General features: G+C 68.4%; 19 protein-coding genes and 1 pseudogene. 12 read left to right on the top strand and 8 right to left on the bottom strand.

Going from position 1 to position 19,452, the window contains the following annotated elements:
• The first annotated feature begins 16 nt into the window (after positions 1 to 16).
• The 3 genes from OG562_RS01745 to OG562_RS01735 are packed head-to-tail and all read left to right on the top strand — an operon-like array spanning position 17 to position 2,494.
• On the top strand, positions 17 to 637 hold the full coding sequence (locus OG562_RS01745) for a bifunctional 4-hydroxy-2-oxoglutarate aldolase/2-dehydro-3-deoxy-phosphogluconate aldolase (protein ID WP_266392753.1): 621 nt from the start codon (positions 17 to 19) through the stop codon (positions 635 to 637).
• Positions 638 to 669: 32 nt separating this feature from the next.
• The gene (locus tag OG562_RS01740; protein ID WP_266408938.1) at positions 670 to 1,590 is read left to right on the top strand and encodes a sugar kinase; all 921 of its coding nucleotides are present in this window, start codon (positions 670 to 672) and stop codon (positions 1,588 to 1,590) included.
• Positions 1,591 to 1,606: 16 nt separating this feature from the next.
• Positions 1,607 to 2,494, top strand: coding sequence for an SMP-30/gluconolactonase/LRE family protein (locus tag OG562_RS01735; RefSeq protein ID WP_266392750.1), 888 nt, complete (start codon positions 1,607 to 1,609; stop codon positions 2,492 to 2,494).
• Between the two features lie 73 nt (positions 2,495 to 2,567).
• Here the strand turns inward: OG562_RS01735 and OG562_RS01730 are convergent, their stop codons facing one another.
• The 4 genes from OG562_RS01730 to OG562_RS01715 are packed head-to-tail and all read right to left on the bottom strand — an operon-like array spanning position 2,568 to position 7,843.
• Complete coding sequence (locus tag OG562_RS01730; RefSeq protein WP_266392747.1) at positions 2,568 to 4,583, bottom strand: beta-galactosidase; 2,016 nt, start codon at positions 4,581 to 4,583, stop codon at positions 2,568 to 2,570.
• Between the two features lie 44 nt (positions 4,584 to 4,627).
• Positions 4,628 to 5,515 (bottom strand): carbohydrate ABC transporter permease, encoded by an 888-nt coding sequence (locus tag OG562_RS01725; RefSeq protein ID WP_266392745.1) that lies wholly within the window; start codon positions 5,513 to 5,515, stop codon positions 4,628 to 4,630.
• On the bottom strand, positions 5,512 to 6,492 hold the full coding sequence (locus OG562_RS01720) for a carbohydrate ABC transporter permease (RefSeq protein ID WP_266392742.1): 981 nt from the start codon (positions 6,490 to 6,492) through the stop codon (positions 5,512 to 5,514). Before OG562_RS01720 ends, OG562_RS01725 begins: the two co-directional genes overlap by 4 nt.
• A gap of 40 nt (positions 6,493 to 6,532) precedes the next feature.
• Positions 6,533 to 7,843, bottom strand: a complete 1,311-nt coding sequence (locus tag OG562_RS01715; RefSeq protein WP_266392739.1) for an ABC transporter substrate-binding protein — start codon at positions 7,841 to 7,843, stop codon at positions 6,533 to 6,535.
• Positions 7,844 to 8,370: 527 nt separating this feature from the next.
• On the opposite strand from OG562_RS01715, the gene OG562_RS01710 reads away from it, so the two are divergent.
• The 9 genes from OG562_RS01710 to OG562_RS01670 all read left to right on the top strand — a co-directional run bounded on the left by OG562_RS01710 (position 8,371) and on the right by OG562_RS01670 (position 16,499).
• On the top strand, positions 8,371 to 9,408 hold the full coding sequence (locus OG562_RS01710; protein WP_266392736.1) for a LacI family DNA-binding transcriptional regulator: 1,038 nt from the start codon (positions 8,371 to 8,373) through the stop codon (positions 9,406 to 9,408).
• 220 nt (positions 9,409 to 9,628) lie between these two features.
• Entirely contained in the window at positions 9,629 to 11,683 is a 2,055-nt protein-coding gene (locus OG562_RS01705; protein ID WP_266392733.1) for an RICIN domain-containing protein, read from the top strand.
• A 370-nt stretch (positions 11,684 to 12,053) separates the two neighbouring features.
• On the top strand, positions 12,054 to 12,662 hold the full coding sequence (locus tag OG562_RS01700; RefSeq protein ID WP_266392730.1) for a DsbA family protein: 609 nt from the start codon (positions 12,054 to 12,056) through the stop codon (positions 12,660 to 12,662).
• A 46-nt stretch (positions 12,663 to 12,708) separates the two neighbouring features.
• Positions 12,709 to 13,515 carry an MBL fold metallo-hydrolase gene (locus OG562_RS01695; protein ID WP_266392727.1) on the top strand — a complete coding sequence of 269 codons (807 nt, stop codon included), beginning with the start codon at positions 12,709 to 12,711 and terminating at the stop codon, positions 13,513 to 13,515.
• Complete coding sequence (locus OG562_RS01690) at positions 13,506 to 13,928, top strand: nuclear transport factor 2 family protein (RefSeq protein WP_266392724.1); 423 nt, start codon at positions 13,506 to 13,508, stop codon at positions 13,926 to 13,928. Before OG562_RS01695 ends, OG562_RS01690 begins: the two co-directional genes overlap by 10 nt.
• A gap of 34 nt (positions 13,929 to 13,962) precedes the next feature.
• Positions 13,963 to 14,343 (top strand): nuclear transport factor 2 family protein, encoded by a 381-nt coding sequence (locus OG562_RS01685; RefSeq protein ID WP_266392721.1) that lies wholly within the window; start codon positions 13,963 to 13,965, stop codon positions 14,341 to 14,343.
• A gap of 41 nt (positions 14,344 to 14,384) precedes the next feature.
• On the top strand, positions 14,385 to 15,038 hold the full coding sequence (locus OG562_RS01680; protein WP_266392718.1) for an alpha/beta hydrolase: 654 nt from the start codon (positions 14,385 to 14,387) through the stop codon (positions 15,036 to 15,038).
• Positions 15,039 to 15,383: 345 nt separating this feature from the next.
• Complete coding sequence (locus OG562_RS01675) at positions 15,384 to 15,818, top strand: hypothetical protein (protein WP_266392715.1); 435 nt, start codon at positions 15,384 to 15,386, stop codon at positions 15,816 to 15,818.
• Positions 15,819 to 15,902: 84 nt separating this feature from the next.
• A complete protein-coding gene (locus OG562_RS01670; protein WP_266392708.1) occupies positions 15,903 to 16,499 on the top strand; it encodes a hypothetical protein in 597 nt (198 codons plus the stop codon).
• Between the two features lie 56 nt (positions 16,500 to 16,555).
• On the opposite strand, the gene OG562_RS01665 is transcribed toward OG562_RS01670, so the two are convergent.
• From OG562_RS01665 to OG562_RS01650, 4 genes and pseudogenes are all read right to left on the bottom strand, one after another.
• On the bottom strand, positions 16,556 to 18,034 hold the full coding sequence (locus OG562_RS01665) for a UvrD-helicase domain-containing protein (protein WP_266392705.1): 1,479 nt from the start codon (positions 18,032 to 18,034) through the stop codon (positions 16,556 to 16,558).
• 9 nt (positions 18,035 to 18,043) lie between these two features.
• Entirely contained in the window at positions 18,044 to 18,529 is a 486-nt protein-coding gene (locus tag OG562_RS01660) for a hypothetical protein (protein ID WP_266392702.1), read from the bottom strand.
• The gene (locus OG562_RS01655) at positions 18,526 to 18,750 is read right to left on the bottom strand and encodes a hypothetical protein (RefSeq protein ID WP_266409871.1); all 225 of its coding nucleotides are present in this window, start codon (positions 18,748 to 18,750) and stop codon (positions 18,526 to 18,528) included. The genes OG562_RS01660 and OG562_RS01655 overlap by 4 nt, the downstream gene beginning before the upstream one ends.
• 276 nt (positions 18,751 to 19,026) lie before the next feature.
• Positions 19,027 to 19,410 (bottom strand): annotated as a pseudogene (locus tag OG562_RS01650) (DUF6083 domain-containing protein); the annotation flags it as partial.
• Positions 19,411 to 19,452 lie beyond the last annotated feature (42 nt).

The following is a 19,452-nucleotide window of genomic DNA, read 5'->3' as shown; positions in this document are numbered from 1 at the left end:
AGGAGGGCCCGCTCCCATGAACCTGGTGGAATCCCTACGAGCCCACCGCCTGTTGGCGATCGTGCGCGGCAAGGATCCCGGCGGGGCCCTGAACACGGTACGTACCCTCGCGGAGGAGGGCATTGCGGCCGTCGAGGTCTCGCTGACCACCGCCGACGCACTGACCGTGATCCGGCAGGCGCGCGCCGAACTCGGTCCCGGCGCGCTGCTCGGCGCCGGGACCGTGCGCTCGGCCGAGGACGCCGCCCGCGCGGTCGACGCGGGCGCCTCCTTCCTCGTCACCCCGGCGCTGGTCGACGGGCTGGAGCCGTACGGCGTACCCGTGCTGATGGGCGCCCTGACACCGACCGAGATCGAAACCGCCCTCGCGCGCGGCGCCGACGCGATTAAACTCTTCCCCGGGTCCCTCGGCGGCCCCGACTATCTGAAGGCTCTGCGCGACCCGTTCCCCGAGGTGCCCTTCGTGCCCGTCGGCGGAGTGGACGCGCAGACCGCCCGTGACTACCTCGACCGGGGTGCCCTCGCCGTCGGCGTCGGCTCACCGCTCATCGGGGACGCGGCCGACGGCGGCGACCTGGAGCAACTGCGCGCCCGTGCGGCCGAGTTCCGCAAGACGGCCGCCGGGGAGAGGCTGTGACACATCCTGAAGTCGTGACCTTCGGAGAGACGATGGCGGCGCTCCGTGCCCACGGCGCGCTGCGGCTGGGCGGCAGCCTCGGCCTGTCCGTCGCCGGAGCCGAGTCCAACGTCGCGATCGGCCTCGCCCGGCTCGGCCACCGGGTGCGCTGGGCAGGGCGGGTGGGCGCCGACGAACTTGGCGCGCTGGTCCTGCGCACGCTGCGCGCCGAGGGCATCGACATCAGCCACGCGGTCACCGACGACACCGGCCGGCCCACCGGGCTGCTGCTGACCGAACCTCGTCTGGGAACGCTGACCCGAGTCAGTTACTACCGGGCGGGTTCTGCGGGTTCGGCAGTCGCACCGGACGACGTACTGCTCGCGCTGGCCCCCGGGTCCCGCGTTCTGCACCTGACCGGCATCACGCCGGCGCTCGGTCCGTCGGCGGCCGAGGCAGTCCTGGCCGCCGCCAAGACCGCCCGCGAGAGCGGTGTCACCGTATGCCTTGACGTCAACTACCGCTCACGGCTGTGGACCTCCGACCGCGCCCGCACCGCACTGCAACCGATCCTGGACCACACGGACCTGCTCATCGCCTCCGAGGACGAGCTGCCGCTGGTGCAGGAAGTGCCCGGTGCGGGCGAGTCCGGAGCCGTGCACGGCGCGCTGGCGGCAGGCGTCGCCGAGGTGGTCGTCAAGCGGGGCTCTCGCGGCGCGACCGTCTTCACCGCCGACGGCGCAACCGACCGTGCCGCGCGCGAGGTTGACGCCGTCGACCTGGTCGGCGCAGGCGACGCCTTCGTGGCCGGATACCTGTCCGGCCTCCTGGACGGCGCGGACATCCCCGCCCGGCTGCACCGGGCGGTCACCACCGCGGCCTTCGCCGTCGCCACCCGGGGTGACTGGGAGGGCCTGCCGACGCGGGACGAACTCGGCCTGTTCGACAAGCCCGACGGCACGACCATCCGTTGACCCCGGAGAACTGATCATGACATCTGCATCAGCGCCGACGGCGGTCGTCGTGGACGGCGCGTACGAACTCGCCGAAGGCGGCCGCTGGATCGACGGCCGGTATGTGTACGTCGACATCCTCAGCGGCCGGCTCTTCGAACTCCCCGACGGCACCGAGCCGGCGACGCCGCGCCAACTGGCCCGGCTCGACGTGCCGTTGGGTGCCGTCGCACCGGTGGGGGACCGGCCCGGGGCGTGGATCGCCGCCGCGGGCACCGGCATCGCGCTGCTCGCCGCCGGCGGCGCACTGCAATGGCTGGACCGCCCCGAGGACCGCACCCCTGTTCCCAGCCGAATGAACGACGGTGTCGCGGACCCCGCAGGCCGCTTCTGGGCCGGCAGCATGGCCTGCGACGGCACCCCCGGCGCGGGCTCGCTCTACCGGACGGACCCCGACGGCACGGTGGTACGAGTCCTCGACGGCCTGACCATCGCCAACGGCCCGGCGTTCACCGCCGACGGCACGACCCTGTACCTCGCCGACACGGCCGTCGGCACCATCCTCCGCTGCCGGGTCGACTCCGCCTCCGGCGACCTCGTCGGCGGCCCGGAGACCTTCGCCCGACTGCGCGACGGCGAAGGCAGCCCCGACGGAATGACCGTCGACGCCGAGGGTTGCCTGTGGGTCGCGATGTGGGGCGCCGGCACGGTCCGCCGCTACCACCCCGACGGTCACCTGCTCCACACCCTGACCGTGCCCGCCCCGCACCCCACGTCGGTGTGTCTGCCTCCCAGCGGCAACCGCCTCTACGTCACCACGGCCCGCTACGGGGTGAAGAATCCGACCGCGGCCTCGGGCGCGGTGCTGAGCGTTCCCGTTCCGGTCGGAGGAACGGCGGCCTGTTCCTGGCGGGTCCGGCACTGACGCACTCTCGCCGGTGAAGAGACGGCGAGAGTGCGTCAGTCCTGCCTGAGTCCGGCCACCACCGGCAGGTGGATCAGCGGGGCTCGCGGATCACGGCGACGCCTCCCGGTGGGACGGTGACGGTTCCGGTGACCGGTGTGCCGGTGAGGAGTTCGATGCCTTCGGCAGGAGCTTCGGCGCCCTTTCCGGTGTGGTCGATGAGGAACAGGTAGTCGGCCTCCGCGCCGCGGCGCCGGACGACCTCGATCCCGGCGGGTGCGTCCCGCTCCGGTGTGACGCCGGCCTCCCGACGGATGCGGTCGAGCAGGGCGGCGAGAGTGTCCTGGTCGGGGTGGGTGCCCAGATACCAGGCGGTGCCGTTGCCGTGCCGGTGGCGGGTGACGGCGGGGTGGCCGGCCAGTGGGCCGTCGGCGTGGGAGGCGACGGCCTGTGCGCCGGTGAGCCGTATGCGTTCCGACCACAGGTCGGCCGTGGCGCCCGATGTGACGTCGCCGGTCAGGCCGGTCGTCTCGCCCGGCAGCAGGGGGAAGAGCTCGTCGCTGACCACGCCGAGGACATCGCGGAACGCGCCGGGGTAGCCACCCAGGTATACATGGGCGTTCTCGTCGACCATGCCGCTGTGGAAGCCGACGGCCAGCGTGCCCCCGCGTTCGGCGAACCGGGCGAGGTTCGCCGCGGCTGCCTCCGCGACCAGGTACAGCGAGGGTGCCAGGACGAGCTTGTAGCGGTCGAGTTCGGGGTCGTCGGGGCGTACGAAGTCGACGGCGACCCCCGCCCGCCACAGGGGGGTGTACCAGTCCCGTACCAGGTCCTGGTAGCGCAGTTCGCCGCTGGGCTGGGAGGGCAGTTCCAGGGCCCAGCGGGCATCCCAGTCCCACACGATCGCCACCTGTGCCGTGCTGGTGGAGTCCCGAACTTCGGCCAAAGCCCGCAGGTCCACGCCGAGTTGGACGACGGACCGCCAGATCTGGCTGTCGGTTCCGGCGTGCGGCAGCATCGCCGAGTGCCACTGCTCGGCGCCCGCCTTCGCCGCCCGCCACTGGAAGAACGCGATGCCGTCGGCGCCGTGGGCCACGTGCGCGAGAGCGTTGCGGCGCATCTCCCCGGGGAGCTTGGCGCGGTTGACGGGCTGCCAGTTGACGGCGCCGGTCGAGTGCTCCATGAGGAACCACGGGCCGCCCGCGAGCGAACGCATCAGGTCGCCGTGCAGGGCGATGTCGACCTCGGCCTCCGGGTCGTCGGACAGCAGGTAGTGGTCGTTGGAGAGGATGTCCAGCTCGGGTGCCCAGCGCCAGTAGTCGAGTGCGTCGATGGTGCGCAGGACCAGGAAGTTGGTGGTCGCGGGGGTGTCCGGAGCGGCCCGGAGCAGTACCTCGCGTTCGGCGGTGCACAGGGAGAGCAGTTCGTCAGAGCAGAAGCGGCGCCAGTCGAGCTGGTGGGTGGGATTCGGGGGAGCCGCGGTGGCGCGAGGCGGCAGGATCTGGTCCCAGTCGTAGTACCACTGACTCCAGAAGGTGGTGCCCCAGGCGTGGTTGAGGGCGTCCAGGTCGTCGCCGTAGCGGGCACGCAGCCAGGTGCGGAAGGCGGCGGCGCTGGTGTCGCAGTAGCACGCGGGGTTGTGGCATCCGTATTCGTTGTGGATGTGCCACATGGCGACGGCCGGGTGGTCGGCGTAGCGCTCGGCGAGGGCTCCGGCGATCCGCAGCGCCGCTCGGCGGTAGGCGGGGCTGGACGGGCAGAAGGTCTGGCGGCTGCCGTACGACAGGGTGCGGCCGTCCCGGTCGACGGGCAGTGCCTCCGGGTGCGCCTTGAAGAACCATGCTGGTGGGCAGGCGGTCGGTGTCGCCAGGTCGGCGGCGATGCCGTTCTCGTGGAGCAGGTCGAGGATCTTGTCCATGCGGGTGAAGTCGTAGACGCCCTCGGCCGGTTCGAGCAGGGCCCAGGAGAAGATGCCGACACTGACCATGGTCACCCCGGCCTCGCGCATCAGGCGCATGTCCTCGGCCCAGACCTCCTCGGGCCACTGCTCGGGGTTGTAGTCACCTCCGTAGGCGATTCCAGGTATGCGGAGACGGCGTGCGGTACTCACTGGTGGTGCTCCGGGAAGGTGTAGGGGAGGGGGAAGTGGGGGTGTCAGCCCTTGTTGGCGCCGAGGGTGAGGCCGCTGACGAACTGCCGCTGCAGCGCGAAGTACACGATGAGGGTGGGGATCGCGGTGAGCAGGGCGCCGGCGGCGACCAGGTTGGGGTCGGTGAAGTACTGGCCGGAGAGGTTGTTCAGGGCCGAGGTGATGGGCATGTCGTCGCCGGTGGAGATCAGGACCAGCGCCCAGAAGAAGTCGTTGTAGATCCAGATGGAGAGCAGGGTGGCCAGGGCGGCCATCGCGGGTTTGCACAGCGGCAGCACGATCTGCCAGTACAGGCGCCAGACGGAGGCGCCGTCGACGAGGGCGGCCTCGGTCAGTTCGTGGGGCAGGGAGCGCATGTAGTTGGCGAGCACGAAGGCGCAGAAGCCGGACTGGAAGGCGACGTGGATGAGGACCAGGCCGAGTGCGGAGTCGTAGAGCTTGCCGCTCGTCGTGATGCCGGGCAGGTCGATGAGCAGGTACATGCGGTACAGCGGGGTGATGATGACCTGCTGGGGCAGTAGGTTGCCGGCGGTGAAGACGAGCAGCAGGAAGAGGTTGAGCCGGAAGTCGAAGCGGCTGACGTAGAAGGCGACCATCGAGGACAGCAACAGGGTGACCAGCACGGCCGGGACCGCGATGAGCAGCGTGTTCCCGAAGTAGTGGAGCATGTCGGACTGCTCGAAGGCGTTGGTGAAGTTGTCGAGGCTCAGTTTGTCGGGCCAGGACACGTAGCCCTTCTCGCTGGTCTCGGAGTAGGGCCTCAGTGCTGAGAAGGCAGCCCACAGAAGAGGGGCCAGCCAGGCCAGGGCGGTGACGACGAGGAAGGTGTGCAGCAGGATCCGGGCGGGGCGCACGGGCGTGCGCTGCTTCAGGGACACGGTGGTGGTGCTCACGCGCTCCGCTCCTTCCGGAAGGTCGAGATCAGGTAGGGGATGATCACGGCGAGGGAGATCACCAGCAGGACGACGGCGATGGCGGAGCCGTATCCGATGCGGCTGGACTCGCCGATGATGTTGTTGGTGACCAGGATCGACAGCAGCTCGGTGCCCTGGGCGCCCTTGTTGAAGACGAAGACGAGGTCGAAGGCGCGCAGGGCCTCGATGATCGTGACGACGAGGACGACGGTGTTGGTGGGGCGCAGGGTGGGGAAGATGACGTTCTTGAACGTCTGCCACTCGTTCGCGCCGTCCAGCGAGGACGCCTCCCTCAGCGAGGGGTCGACGCCCTTGAGGCCGGCCAGGTAGAGGATCATCATGTAGCCGGTGTGCCGCCAGCAGGCAGCGACGAGGATGGCCCACAGGTTGAGGTGCGGGTCGCCGATCCAGTCGATGTAGTGGCCGGGCTTGTTGGCCCCGATCAGGCTGTTGATCAGGCCGGTGTCGGGGTTGTAGACCAGCTGCCAGACGAAGCCGGTGACCGCGAGCGAGACCACCACCGGCAGGAAGAGCGCGGTCTGGTAGACCCGGGAGAAACGGATCTTCTTGTCCAGCTGGACGGCCAGGAACAGGCCGAACGGCGTCGGGATCAGGATGAGCACGACGAACCAGATGACGTTGTGCTCGACGGCGGGCCAGAACTGCGGGTTGTCGCTGAACAGTTGCTTGAAGTTGTCCAGCCCGACCCACTTGATGGAGTCGAAGCCGATGCCGTCCCAGCTGGTGAAGGCGAGGGCGATCGAGGCCAGCGCGGTGACCCAGACCAGGGCCACGTGCAGGACCGTGGGCACGCCGGCCATGAGGCCGAGCGTGATGCGGTCACGGCGGGTCAGCAGGCGCCGGTGGCCCTGCGGGACGCGCTTGTTGACAGGTGCGGGGCCCGGAGACGGCACGGCGGCCGCCTCCGGGCTCTTGGTGGTCGTTTCGGAGCTCATGGTGTGGGTGTTCATCCGCTTCAGAGGGGGGGGGTCGGTCTCAGCCGGATGCGAAGATCGTCTTCTTCTGGCGCTCGATCGAGGACAGCAGGCTGTCGATCCCCTTGGGGTCGCGGATGAACTTCTGGAGCGCGGGCTGCATCACCGTCGAGGTGAAGTCCGGCCGGCTGTCGCGGTCCATGAACTGTGTGAGGTGCTTCGCGCCGCTGATCATCTCGTACGCCTTCTTCTGAAGGGCGCTGTAGGCGGAGGTGTCGGCCTTCGAGGAGGCGGCGATGAGGCTCGGGTCGGCCTTGAGGTAGGTCTCCTCGGCCTGGGGGGTGCCCAGGAATTCGAGCAGTTTGACGGAACCGGCGTGGTTCTTGGGCTTCTTGCTGAGCATGATGCCGTCGGTCGGCGCCTCGACGGTGTCCTGCCCGTACGCCGGGTCGATCTCGGGGAAGGCGAAGAAGTCGAGGTCGTCCAGGTCCGCCTGGTTGGTGAACTGCTGGGCCACGAACATGCCGAGCATATACATGCCGGCCTTCTTCGCCACCAGCGTCTGGGCGGCGTCCTGCCAGGTACGGCCCACCGCGCCCTCCTGGTGGTAGGGGAGGGTCTCGGCCCAGGTGTCGAAGACCTTGCGGACCTTCGCGTCGGTCCACGAAGCCTTGCCCGCCATCAACTCGACATGGAAGTCGTAGCCGTTGAGGCGGAAGTTGATCTGGTCGAAGGAGCCCATCGCCGGCCAGGCGTCCTTGTCGCCGTACGCGATCGGGACGAGGCCGTCCTTCTTCATCTGCCTGCACAGGGCGACGTACGCGTCCCATGTGGTGGGGACCTCGTAGCCGTACTTCTGGAAGACGCTCTTGCGGTAGAAGATCGCCCACGGCGACGTGGTCAGCGGCACCAGGTAGTACTTGCCGTCCTGACCCTTGCTCAGGTCGTGCATCGCGCTGGGGAAGTTGCCGCCGATCGTCTTCCACACGTCGTCGATGGGGGTGGCCAGTCCCTTGGACGCGAAGAACTGCATCCGGTAGCCGGCGAACCACTGGAACACGTCGTCCGGCGTGCCCTGCAGGTAGGAGTTGATCTGCTCCTGGAACGTGTTGTGGTCCTTGGTGTTGATGGCGACCTTGATCCCGGACTGCTTCGTGAAGGCCGCGTAGACGTCGCCGTACGCCTTCTTCGGGACGGCGTCGGACGCGTTGGAGCCGACGGTGACGGTCTTGGAGTCCGACGCGGCGGAACTGCTGGCGCAGGCACTCAGCAGCGGGATGCCGGCACCCAGTACCGCGGCTCCGCCGAGTCCGCGGAGCACGGTGCGGCGGCTGGTGGCAGGCATGGGCTGACCGAGGGAGGAACGGTGCATTTCGGCTCCTACGGGGCTGGTGGTGTCCAGGTGATGGCACGTCAGCCGGACGGGGGTGTGACGGAGAGTGGGTCGTCGAGGGACCGCTGAGGCCAGTCGAGAACCAGAATCCAACACGATCGAACAAAGGCGATCGTCGGACGCCAGGAAGCGTGAACGCTGTGTGGACTCGCTGTCAAGACTTTCCGTCCGGGAATCCATGACGGACCAGGTCCGGTCACGAGCCTCACGTGCCGGCAGTCGGACCGGACGGACGGGGCCGGGACGGCTGGCCGTCGAACCGTCCCGTGTCCACTAATGGCCGCTTGAGCTGCAGGGATACTTGCCGGCAGGCCTCCCTCGGAAGCTTCTGGCGCCTAGCTCCGCCAGGCCGCGAGCCTCGATGCCCGTCACGCCGGAGGCAAGTGGCGTTGCGGGAACTCTTGACGTGCGCTCGGCGGATGCGTACACATTGACCGCGCGGTCAGACCGCGCGGTCATGTAATTGACCTCGTTCGATGGGGAACACACGGCCATGGGGAGACTTCATGACAACAGGGCTGGAGCGCGGTGCGGGCTCCTCCGCGCCGCGTAGTGAGGACGTGGCCAGGCTGGCTGGTGTCTCACGCAAGACGGTCTCCCGGGTCCTCAACAACGAGCCGTACGTCTCCGACGAGTCCCGCCGACGCGTCCTGGCGGCCGCCGAGGAGCTCGGCTACCGGCTGAACCACGCGGCCAGGGCACTGGCCTCGGGCCGTAGCCGGTCCATCGGTGTGGTCGCTCTGGGAACAGCCGGGTATGGAACCGCCTCCCTGCTCGTGGGCATTGAACAGGCCGTACGGGACGCCGGTTACGCGCTTCGCGTGGTCAACACGCCGGACGGCGACCCGCAGGGCATCGCGGGCGCGCTGGAATCACTCCTGGAGCAGGGCGTGGACGGCATCGTCGTCTCCGAACCCATTGTCGAGGGTGAAGTCCCGCTCGGCGTCGACGTGCCGGTCCTCTTCCTCGGCGCCCCGCCCGCCTTCAGCGCGGCCCGGACGCTGACCGTCGGCGTGGGCGCCCATCAGCTGGCACGCGCGGCCACCGATCACCTCCTGGACCTGGGGCATTCGACCGTCCATCATCTCGCCGGGCCGCGGCGGTGGTACGCCACCAAGGACCGCATCGAGGGATGGCGGGCGGCGCTTGCGGCCAGGGACGCGCATGAACCGCCCGTGCTGAACGGTGACTGGTCGGCGGCCTCCGGGTACACCGCGGGTCGTGGGCTGGCCTCGGACCGCCTGGTGACCGCAGTGTTCGCCGCGGGCGACGAGATGGCCATCGGACTGATCCACGGTCTGCGGGAAAGCGGTCGTCGGGTGCCGGAGGACATCAGTGTCGTCGGTTTCGACGGAAACCCCGTCTTCGCCTACGTCTCCCCGCCTCTGACCACCGTCCGTCAGCCGTTCGACGCCGCGTCACGGGAAGGAATCCGGCTCCTCCTCCACGCCATGGAGAACCCTGACGCCGAACTGCCGCCGGCGAACGACCCACCCATCGAACTGATCGTCCGCGGGTCGACCGCGCCTCCGCCCTCCCTCTGACCCACCCCCTGGGGTCACCGCCCCGGCGCACCCACACGCCGGGGCACCCCACCTCCGTCGTTCCGCGTTTGTCGCACCGCGCCCCCGCGCTGGTGAGCCGCGCCCGGCAGCACCCGCCCGGCCGTCCCCCGGGCGCCGTGTCCCACGAACTCCGCCGCGTCACTCTGGGCCGTTCCAGGCACCGGCGGACCCCGAAACACCCCTTCCCCTGGGAGCCGCAATGTCCCCTGCGCAGACAGGCGCCAGACCCGGCGCCGCTCCGCGTTCCCGTCCCGTCTCCTTCTTGTCCCTGGCCTTCATCCTGCTCGTCTCGGTGATGACCACGGCCCTGCCTGCCGGCCGGGCGGACGCCCTGGCCCGTCCCTCACAGACGATGTACACCCCTCCGTCGGGTGCGCCCTCGCCCGGGTCGCTCTACCCGCGGGCGATGCGTATGCAGCACAACGGCTCTGCCAACGGCACCCTCCTCGCGACGTTCGAGCAGTACACCACCGGCACGCCGGTCCTCCCGATCTACCGCAGCACGGACAACGGCAACTCCTGGTCGAAGATCTCCGAGGTCGCCGACACGCAGAACGGCTGGGGAATGCGCTGGGAGCCCGAGCTGTTCGAACTGCCCACGGCGGTGGGCGCCTTCCCGGCCGGTACCATCCTGGCCGCCGGCGCTTCGGTCCCCGCCGACCGCTCGGCCATCAAGATCGATGTCTATGCCAGCACCGACCGCGGACAGAGCTGGACCTTCGTCAGCAACATCGCCACCGGCGGCCCGGCGTTCGACACGAACGGCAACACCCCCGTATGGGAGCCGTTCTTCCTCTACGCCAACGGCAAGCTGATCGTCTACTACTCCGACCAGCGCGACCCCGACCACGGCCAGAAGGTCGTGCACCAGGTCACCACCGACCTCCACACCTGGGGTCCGGTCGTGGACGACGTGGCGATGCCCACCTACAGCCAGCGCCCGGGCATGCCCACCGTCGCGAAACTGCCCAACGGCAACTACGTCATGACGTACGAGTACGGCGGTTCCCCCTCGGGCAACTTCGCCGTCTACTACAAGATCTCCGCCGACCCGGAGGCCTTCAACTCCGTCACGGGCATTCCCCTGCGGTCGACGGACGGAGTGGTCCCCACCAGCACCCCGTACATCACGTGGCTGCCCACCGGCGGTCCGAACGGCACGCTGGTCGTCGGCGCCTACAGCACCAGCGACCTGTTCCTGAACACCCAGAACGGCGCCGCGGACACCTGGACGCGCATCAGCTCCAACGTCGCCGGTGGCTACAGCCGCGGCATGGTGCCCCTGGCCGACGGCCACAGCCTGCTCGTGCTCAGTGGCGGCAACGGAGGCAGCAACCTTTCCAACCCGGTCACCTACGGCACCATCGACCTGGGCGGCGGCATCTCGGACGGCGCCACCTACACCGTGTCGAACGCGGGCAGCAACCTCATGCTGAGCATCGCGGGCGTCTCCACCGCCAACGGCACGAACGCCACCCAGCAGAACGCCGACAACGCCACCGACCAGCAGTGGCGCTTCGTGCAGCAGAGCTCCGGCTACTTCAAGATCCTCAACGTCGCCAGCGGCAAGGTCCTCGGCGTGGAGAACCAGTCCACCGCCGACGGAGCCAAGATCCTCCAGTGGGACGACAACGGCACCCTGGACCACGAGTGGGCCGTCGCCCCGAACCCGGCCGGCGGCTACACCCTCACCAACCGTGTCACCGGCAAGTACCTGGAGATCCCGAACGCCTCCACCACCACCGGTACCGCCGCCGGCCAGTGGAGCGGCACCAGTTGCGCCTGCCAGCGCTGGAACCTCACCCAGACCGCTCTGCCGGCGTTGGGCACCGGGCAGTACGTCCTCGTCAACAAGAACAGCGGGAAGTACCTGGACATCCCGCAGGGCTCGACCGCCACCAACACGGCAGCCCAGCAGTGGCAGAACTCGGCCTGTTTCTGCCAGCTGTTCACCTTCCAGTCCGCCGGCGGCGGAGCCTGGACCATCAGGAACGCCAACAGCAACCTGAACCTGGACATCCGTAACGGCTCCACCACCGCCGGAGCCGCCGTCGTCCAGAACACGCCGTCCACCGCGAACTCGCAGAAATGGACCCTCACCGACGCGGGCAACGGCTACTACGAACTCAAGAACGTGGGCAGCGGCTTCAACGCCGCCGTCGCCCAGTCCTCCACCGCCAACGGCGCGGCAGTCGTGCAGTGGAACGACCTGAACATCGACGACCAGTTCTGGAAGATCGTCCGCATCAACTGAACAGCTCGACGAAGGGCCTCCTGCCGGCTCGGCATCGCGATGGGAACCGAGCGGCAGGAGGCCACGTCCCGACGGCATGCCGCCGGGGAAGGGATGGGACTGCTGCCGTTCGACCGGGGTGGCCGATCTCGCTGCGCCGGCTGTCCCCTACGTGATCGGTACGGTGGTGCGCATCCTCAGCCACACAGCCCGGGACGTACTGCCTCGACTTCCCTGATCTGCGGACCGGCGGCGGCGCAGGCCTGATTGGCATGGGCCGCTTTCGCGTGTTCCAGATCACAGGGGTCAGGAAATATCTGACGAGTCAGCTACTGTTTGATCAGGTGAATCGCTCGCAGTCGGCGGGCGCCCCTCTCTGCCGAGGTCTTCGATGAAGCTCGTCTACGTCTTCGACGCCTATTGCGGCTGGTCGCACGGATTCACCGCGACCCTGCGCGAGATCACCTCGCGCCACCCCGACCTGTCGGTCGAGGTGGTCTCCGGCGGTCTGTTCACCGGCTCGCGCCGGGTGCCGATCCGCGAGTTCGGCTACGTCCAGGGTGCGAACGCCAAGATCGCCGAACTGACCGGTGCCACGTTCGGCCAGGCGTACGAGGAGCTGATCGCCGACGGTTCGTTCGTGATGGACTCCGAGGCCGCCGCCCGTGGCGTCGCAGCCGTGCGCCAGGTGGCCCCCGACCGCGTGGCGGAGCAGGCCGCGGCCTTGCAGCACGCCTTCTACGTCGACGGCCTGAGCCTGTCGGAGGCGGCGACGTACCGGACGGTCGCTCAGGCGGCCGGGCTCGACGCGGATGCCGTCGTCGCCGCCTTCGAAGCGCCCGAGGCGCAGACTGCAGCCCGCGCCGACTTCCGCCGGGCGGCCCAGTTCGGGGTCACCGGGTTCCCCACTCTGCTGGCCGTCGACGGCGACTCCGTCACCCCGCTCGCCTACGGCCACGCCACCGCCGACGAGGTCGACGAACGCCTCGTCGCTCACTGAGCTTCCCCCGCCCCGCCCCCATCCCTTGCGAAAAGGAGCGCCTCGCATGAGCACCCTCGACTTCAAGGTCCTCGACCTGGACTTCCCGGCCGGCAGCAAGAACAAGACCGCCACCCTCGTCACCGGCGAGAACGAGGCGCTGCTGGTCGACGCCGGCTTCACCCGCGCCGACGGCCACCGCCTGGCCGCCGAGATTCTCGACTCCGGCAAGAAGCTCACCACGGTCTTCGTCTCCCACGGCGACCCGGACTTCTACTTCGGCGCCGAGGTCATCGCCGACGCCTTCCCCGAGGCGAAGTTCGTCGCCACCCCGATCGTCATCGAGCACATCAAGCACTCCTACGAGGGCAAGCTGAAGGCCTGGGCGGCGCTCGGCCCGAACCTCCCCACCCGCCTCGTCGATCTGGGGCCGCTGACCGGCGACCTCACCCTGGAGGGCCACCGCTTCGAGCTCAAGGGCGGCTCCGAGGAGCTGTCCGACCGGCACTACCTCTGGCAGGCCGAGTCCCGCGCCGTGCTCGGCGGTGTCCTGATCTTCCAGCAGGAGCACGTCTGGGTCGCCGACACCGCCACCCCCGAGTCCCGCGCCGCCTGGATCAAGCTGCTGGACGAGATGGCCGCCCTCGACCCGGAGCTGGTCGTCCCCGGCCACCGTCTCCCCGGCGCCGCGGCCGACGTCTCCGCCATCACCGCCACCCGCGACTACCTCGTCGCGTTCGAGGAGGAGCTCGGCAAGGCGGCCGACGGTGCCGCGCTGACCGAGGGGCTCGTCCAGCGCTACCCCGACAACGGCATGTTGATCGCCGCGCAGATCGGTGCGAAGGTCGCCAAGGGCGAGATGAAGTGGGGCTGACCGTGAGCGAGTTCGCCACTTCTACGGCCCCCGCCGACGTCGTCCGCCGCCAGTACCTGGCCTCCTCCGCGGGCGACCTGGAGGCCCTGCGCGCCACTCTCGCGCCCGATGTGGAGTGGACGGAGATGGCCGGCTTCCCCCTCTCGGGCACCTACCGCACCCCCGACGGCGTCACGTCGAACGTGATGGAGAAGCTCGGCCAGGACTGGGAGGGCTGGACCGCCCATGACGACACCTACGTCGTCGACGGCGAGAACGTCGTCGTCCTGGCCCGCTACACCGCGGCCAACAAGGCCACCGGCAAGCCGGTCGACGTCCGCGTCGCCCACCACTTCGTCGTCCGCGGCGGACTCATCGTGCGCTTCGAACAGTTCGTCGACACGGCGCTGGTGCGCGAGGCCATGACCGACTGACGTGTTGCGTACCACTACAACGCAGGAGATCCGCATGTCGGCTGACGACAACAAGGCTCTGGTGATCGCCTTCTATGAGCAGGCGTTCAACGACTACCAGCCGGACCAGGCCGCCGAAGCCCACCTCGGCGACAGCTACACCCAGCACAACCCCGAGGCGCAGGACGGTCCGCAGGCGTTCGTCGGCTATGTCCACTGGCTGCGCGGGCAGTTCCCCGACCTGCGGCTGGACATCAAGAGGGCCGTCGCCGAAGGGGACCTGGTGGTCACCCACAGCAACCTGCACCTCAAGCCCGGCGACCGCGGCATGGCCGTCGCGGACTTCTGGCGCGTCGTCGACGGGAAGATCGTCGAGCACTGGGACGTGATCCAGGAGGTGCCGGAGAAGAGCGCCAACGACAACACCATGTTCTGAGGTCCGCGGTGGCATCCGCACCGGGACCGGGTGCGGATGCCATGCCGTGCGACGACCTGCCGTTCAACCGATCGGCCCCCACTCGAGGACCGGACAGCGCCGCGACGCGAGGGCTGACCGAGGACGTCGCGACCGTACGCGCCGAGATCGACTCCGTCGACGGGCGCGTCGTTCTGGCTGCCCACTCCTACGGCGGCGTTCCCGCGACGTGGGCCGCCGCTGATGCCGGCCAGGTCACCGAACTCGTCTACATCGCTGCCTTCGTGTTGGTCCCGGGCGTCTCCATGATGAAGTGGATGGGCGGAGACTTCCCGCCCACCTGGATTCACTCGTCCGACGGCCTTGCGGTCAAGGCCGGAGACGCGAGAGAGTCGATTTTCAGCGGCGTCGATCCCCAGCTGGCCGGCGAAGCCGTTGAACGACTCGACTGGCAGGGGATGGGCGCCTTTACCCAGACGCTCGGCGCCGCCCCCACGGGCCTCCCTCTCACCTACATCGTGGCCACCGAGGATCCGGCGCTGCCGCCGGCCGTTCAGGAGGAGTGGGCCGCCCAGGCTGCGCGCAGCGTCCGTATCCCTTCGGGGCACTCACCGCATCTGTCCCATATGGCGACTCAGCATCGCGAGGCACCTAAGGATCACAAAGGATCGACAAGAGGTAGTTGCGGATCCGCGGATCCTACAAAAGGAGTGTAGGGTGCGCGATTTCGTGCGCAACGCCGGAGCTGTGGCCTGCGGTTCCAGCAGACGTGCGCAACGGTTCCGGACCGGTTGTCCGAGGCAAATGCGCAACCAGTGAAGGGCACGCATTTTGGATCGTCACGCTGCGTGAGACCGGCAGTCTGCGGGTGCCAGGGCGGTCTGGCTGCAATCGCCCGCATCATGCGTTTTTTGGGAGAAGTAGTGGCTCGTGGCGGCAAGCCGCTGCTGGAGAGTCTGGGTAACTCACCGGTCTCGCCGTCCACGTCGTGAGGGAGATCCAGCCTGCGGCTCACTGCAGAGCGTCCTGGCCTGTTCGCCTCCGACCCGTCCGCAATCACTGTGGAAGCAGGCGCAATCCAGGTCGCGCTGACCCGGCGGGTGGTCGTGGATACGAGCGCGGTGGTGTCTCTCGCCCTGTTGGGGCCGGGCGCCGCCGAACGGCTCATCGGCTCCTGCCAGAGCATCGTGACAACCGACCAGATCGCCGGCGACGTTTTCCACGCCGTCGACTCTTTCGCCCTGCGGTCCGATGTCACGCTGGTCTGGAACGAGGACGAATCGCGGCCGACTCTTCACGTTGTTCCGGACGGGCAGGTGCGTGCCTTGCGTCGCACCCTTGAGCGTGCCGCCGACATCGTGCGCTCACTGCCCCGAGTGGCTCGACCAGAGCTGCGTGCACTGCCGGGGTTGCGTGCCGGCCGCGGCACGGAGGTATGGCTCACGGCCTTGGATCATGCCAAGGAGCACGGCCTGGTGTTGTGGTGCGACGACTGAGCTCTGCGCACGTTCGCCCGGTCGGCGGGTGTACCCGCATTCGGAACGCTCGCCCTGATCGACGCATGCCAACGCCAGCAGACCATGACACCGCAGGAGGCAATGGCCCTGAGAGCGGAACTCCTGCGGCATTTCTACATGGACATCCCCTTCTCTAGCGACCTGTACGGTTTCGCAGCGCAAGCCGACGGCTGGCACGCACGAGGGGTTGCTGCCGCGATCGCACGACCGACGGCCTGGAGCGATCCGCAGGGCGTGGTGCGGTTGGTCCTCGATGCAGTTGCACAGGTCATCGATTCTGAACCGGACCATGCTTCGGCCTGGCTGGCAGTTGCTTACGCGGGCCTCTGGCGGGCAACGCTGCCTTCCCACAGGTCTAGCAACCTGCAGAAACTCTCCGTCCAAGCCCTGACGCAGCCTTGGGTCTCCGACTCATCACTGCCCTTCCTACTGGCCGGCCTGCACAACGGAGCCGCGGAGGTTGATAGCGGTGACGGTCCACAGATGGCCGCCCTGGCTCGCTACTACGAGGTGCTATTTCAGCAAATGGGTCATCCTTGGGCAGGAACGGCGCTCATGAACCTGTTCAGCCATGCTGCCGGGGTGGACAAGTCCGCAGCTGCACGCATCGTGCTCACTCACCGCGACGAGGAGCACAGGGCGAGCGGAAGGGGCGTCTGATCCTGTGTCGACCAGTCCAGCAAGGGGCTGTTAAGAGTGAGGGCCGTATTCGATCGCTATACCTCGCTGGCAATCAGTTGTCGAGCTCGATGGTCGTCGATCCATGACAGACCGCCGAGGTCAAGCCTGCGGCGCGCACGCGTAACCGCAACGTATGCGAGGCGGGCGTCGGTGTCGTTGACAGCTTCCGGGATTGGGCGGCCCTCGGCGTCACTTTGATCGGTGTCCTTGGGAGGTGGGAAGTCGTCCCCGATCCGGACGGTCGACCATTCACGCCCCTTGGCCTTGTGAGCCGTGGACACGGTCACGTCGGCGTGCTCCTCGTCGGTGAGCTCGTCGACTGCGGCCAGGATGGCGTCGGGACCGTGCGTGTCGACGAGGTCGACGAACGGCTGGAGGTCGCCGCCGGCCGGGTCGTAGACCGCGTAGTCCTGTACGTCGCCCCAGGAGGCGAAGAGAACGAGTTCGGGGTGGGTTGTGCGGCGGCCTTCTTTGAGGTCGCGAGCTGCCAGCGCCAGGGAGGCGAGCGTGTGTCCGCCGCGAGCAAGGGCGACGCGGCGTCCTTCGGAGAGAAGTTGCATGACTTCGGCCATGGCACCGATGTTGGTGCGGCACAGCACGGCGTCCGGGTGCGCGACGTCTCCGATCTCGGTGGGGATCATGTCGCTTCCGGTCAGGCGAATGGGCGACTCGGCGAGTTCGAGCCAGCGGTTGGCCTCTTCGGCGAGGAGAGGGCCGAAGCGGAAGGAACGGGTCAGGGTGAGCGCGTCGGCGTCGAAGTCGGTCATCACGTCGCAGGCGCCGCGCCAGCCGTAAATGGCTTGGGCCGAGTCGCCGACCATGACGAGTTGGGCGTGGTCGCGTTGGGCGGTGAAGACCTGTTCCAGGACGGGGTTGGTGTCCTGGGCTTCGTCGAGGAAGAGGAAGTCCGTTTCGATCTTGGGTTGGGTCAGGGCCCACATCTTCAAGTAGTGGTCGTGTTCGAAGCGGACCATGCCCTGGTCTGGGTTCTGCAGGTCGGCCCAGGCCTTGGCCGCGAACGGCAGGACCACTTCAGCGAGTTGCGCGTGTTCGGCGGGTGTTGCCAGGCGGCGAAGATGCGGCACATGCTGGCGGGCCAGAGTGCGATCGGCGGAGTAGCAGAAGCGCGTCACGGCGCGTAGCACCGTGTGCGAGAGGGTCTTGTGGCTGATCTCGTGATCGCCGATGCGGATGGGCCGGGTGACACCGAGGGCCTGGCCCGTCTTCCAGGCAGGCTGGCGAGGGCCGTTGAGTCGGCCGGCATAACGGTGGCCCAGTGCTGCGTACGCGGTCGCATGGGCCGTCTTGCAGATCACGGTGCGAGGAAAACGATTGGCGGCATCGCGAGCGATGTCCTTGTTGAAGGCCAGGTAACGACCGCGTTTTTTGTTGCTGGCAGCGAGCATCGCGAGGGTGGTGGTCTTGCCGGTACCGGCTCCCGCTTGCAGGACGAGGTGGCGCCCTGATCGAAAGGTGTCGGAGGCTTGGATCTGCTCGTCGGTGGGTGCGGGCACGAAGGCTCCTCAGGAGGGGGCGGAGGAGGGCTTGCCTCCTGGCCGGCGGTTGTGATGGCTGAGGAGAGAGTCGGCTGCGCAGAGCATTAGCTCTTCCGGGGTGTGCTGAGTCAGCAGCTCTTCCATCTGTGTCGTCAATCGGCGGGCGCGATCCTCCTTGTGCCGGGCAACGGCATCGAAGTCCCGAGGCCGTTGACCACAGGCTGCCGCAGCCTGGCGGATGGTAGTTCGGGCGGCGTGGCTGAGAGCGAAGTTCAGCCGGACACAGCCCTGTCGGTCCGGATAATGGGTGGTCAGGACATCGATGGGCAGTAGGCCGTCGAGTCGGCGCCGAAGTGTTTGCAGCGCACGCCCCGGAGTCTTTGCGCGCTGCACAGTCAGCAGTCGGGTGCGGTCGGTGCTGCTGGCCAGAGCCGCAACACGACGCGCACGATGCAGCTCAGAATTGGTGGCAGGCCGGGTCAGGGTGATCTTAATCGCGTGGTGTGCGGTCACGGTTGCGTCGGCTTCCTGCTCGGGCCGACCGGCCCTTGGCGTCGGGTGAGTGTCGGGAGCCGGGTGTGGATGTGCTCGTGGTGGACGAGAGGGTCGAAGGGCTCCCACTCGGCCACCGCCACGTCGGCGACGGCGGGAATGGCGGCATGCTCGGGACAGCGCTGGGCCCTCCAGCGCAGTTGCTCGGCATAGGGCAGACCGGTGAGCGCGTAGATAGCCATGACCGCGCCAGACAAAGGAAGCTGGCCGTGCCTCGCGACGGTGGGCACGAGAGTCCAGACGCCTGCCTGAGTCGCAGACGTGAGCAGCGGACTTGTGCAGCGGTGACGGCGTCGGGTCTGGGCGACGCACTGGATCTCGTTCACCGGACGGTTGGCGAGGTAACGGACGTACAGGAGCTGTACGACAGGACGGGCCGGACGGCAGGTAGTTGTCGTCAAGGGTTCCGTCTGCGACGTGGCAGAAGGGGGAACGAATGCGCCGCTGTCGATCAGGCGGCGGGTGTTGAACGCCAGAGCACGGCGCAGTCCTGCCAACTGGGGCACTGCCGGAAGGCCGTCGCGGGCAGGACACAGCATGGCGTGCGGCAGGCGGCACCAGTCACTGCCGTCGCCCGCCGGATGAGCGACACCTGAACTGACGTGCCAATGGCAAGTGGCAGGCACCTTCGCCGCAGGCAGCTCGTGAGGATGCAGGCGGACGGGCCGCTCGTTGGTGCGGTGGTACCACTCGATGCGGTTGCCGCAATCACGGCAGCGGTCACTCTGACCGCATCGCAACAGACGACTGGCGCTGTCGCCGCTTACGCGTAGGGAACGCCTCACGCGGACATGGGCGAGACTGCCATCCCAACGACGTGGAGAAGGGGGTGTGGAGCGCATGCGGGCGAACCTGCCAGCCAACGCGCCGTTGCAGTGGCGTCG

It is taken from the genome of Streptomyces sp. NBC_01275 (genome assembly GCF_026340655.1).
In the GTDB taxonomy this organism is placed as follows: domain Bacteria; phylum Actinomycetota; class Actinomycetes; order Streptomycetales; family Streptomycetaceae; genus Streptomyces.
Note: the sequence above shows the minus strand (reverse complement) of the source record. Positions and strands in the feature narration are given on the sequence as shown.

Bases quoted from the DNA above. Each gene is read 5' to 3' on its own strand.
- OG562_RS01705 (WP_266392733.1), top strand. From the start codon at position 9,629: ATGTCCCCTGCGCAGACAGGCGCCAGACCCGGCGCCGCTCCGCGTTCC.
- OG562_RS01695 (WP_266392727.1), top strand. From the start codon at position 12,709: ATGAGCACCCTCGACTTCAAGGTCCTCGACCTGGACTTCCCGGCCGGC.
- OG562_RS01685 (WP_266392721.1), top strand. From the start codon at position 13,963: ATGTCGGCTGACGACAACAAGGCTCTGGTGATCGCCTTCTATGAGCAG.
- OG562_RS01700 (WP_266392730.1), top strand. From the start codon at position 12,054: ATGAAGCTCGTCTACGTCTTCGACGCCTATTGCGGCTGGTCGCACGGA.
- OG562_RS01740 (WP_266408938.1), top strand. From the start codon at position 670: ATGGCGGCGCTCCGTGCCCACGGCGCGCTGCGGCTGGGCGGCAGCCTC.
- OG562_RS01720 (WP_266392742.1), bottom strand. From the start codon at position 6,492: ATGAGCTCCGAAACGACCACCAAGAGCCCGGAGGCGGCCGCCGTGCCG.
- OG562_RS01735 (WP_266392750.1), top strand. From the start codon at position 1,607: ATGACATCTGCATCAGCGCCGACGGCGGTCGTCGTGGACGGCGCGTAC.
- OG562_RS01745 (WP_266392753.1), top strand. From the start codon at position 17: ATGAACCTGGTGGAATCCCTACGAGCCCACCGCCTGTTGGCGATCGTG.
- OG562_RS01715 (WP_266392739.1), bottom strand. From the start codon at position 7,843: ATGCACCGTTCCTCCCTCGGTCAGCCCATGCCTGCCACCAGCCGCCGC.
- OG562_RS01670 (WP_266392708.1), top strand. From the start codon at position 15,903: ATGACACCGCAGGAGGCAATGGCCCTGAGAGCGGAACTCCTGCGGCAT.
- OG562_RS01710 (WP_266392736.1), top strand. From the start codon at position 8,371: ATGACAACAGGGCTGGAGCGCGGTGCGGGCTCCTCCGCGCCGCGTAGT.
- OG562_RS01655 (WP_266409871.1), bottom strand. From the start codon at position 18,750: ATGGCTATCTACGCGCTCACCGGTCTGCCCTATGCCGAGCAACTGCGC.
- OG562_RS01680 (WP_266392718.1), top strand. From the start codon at position 14,385: ATGCCGTGCGACGACCTGCCGTTCAACCGATCGGCCCCCACTCGAGGA.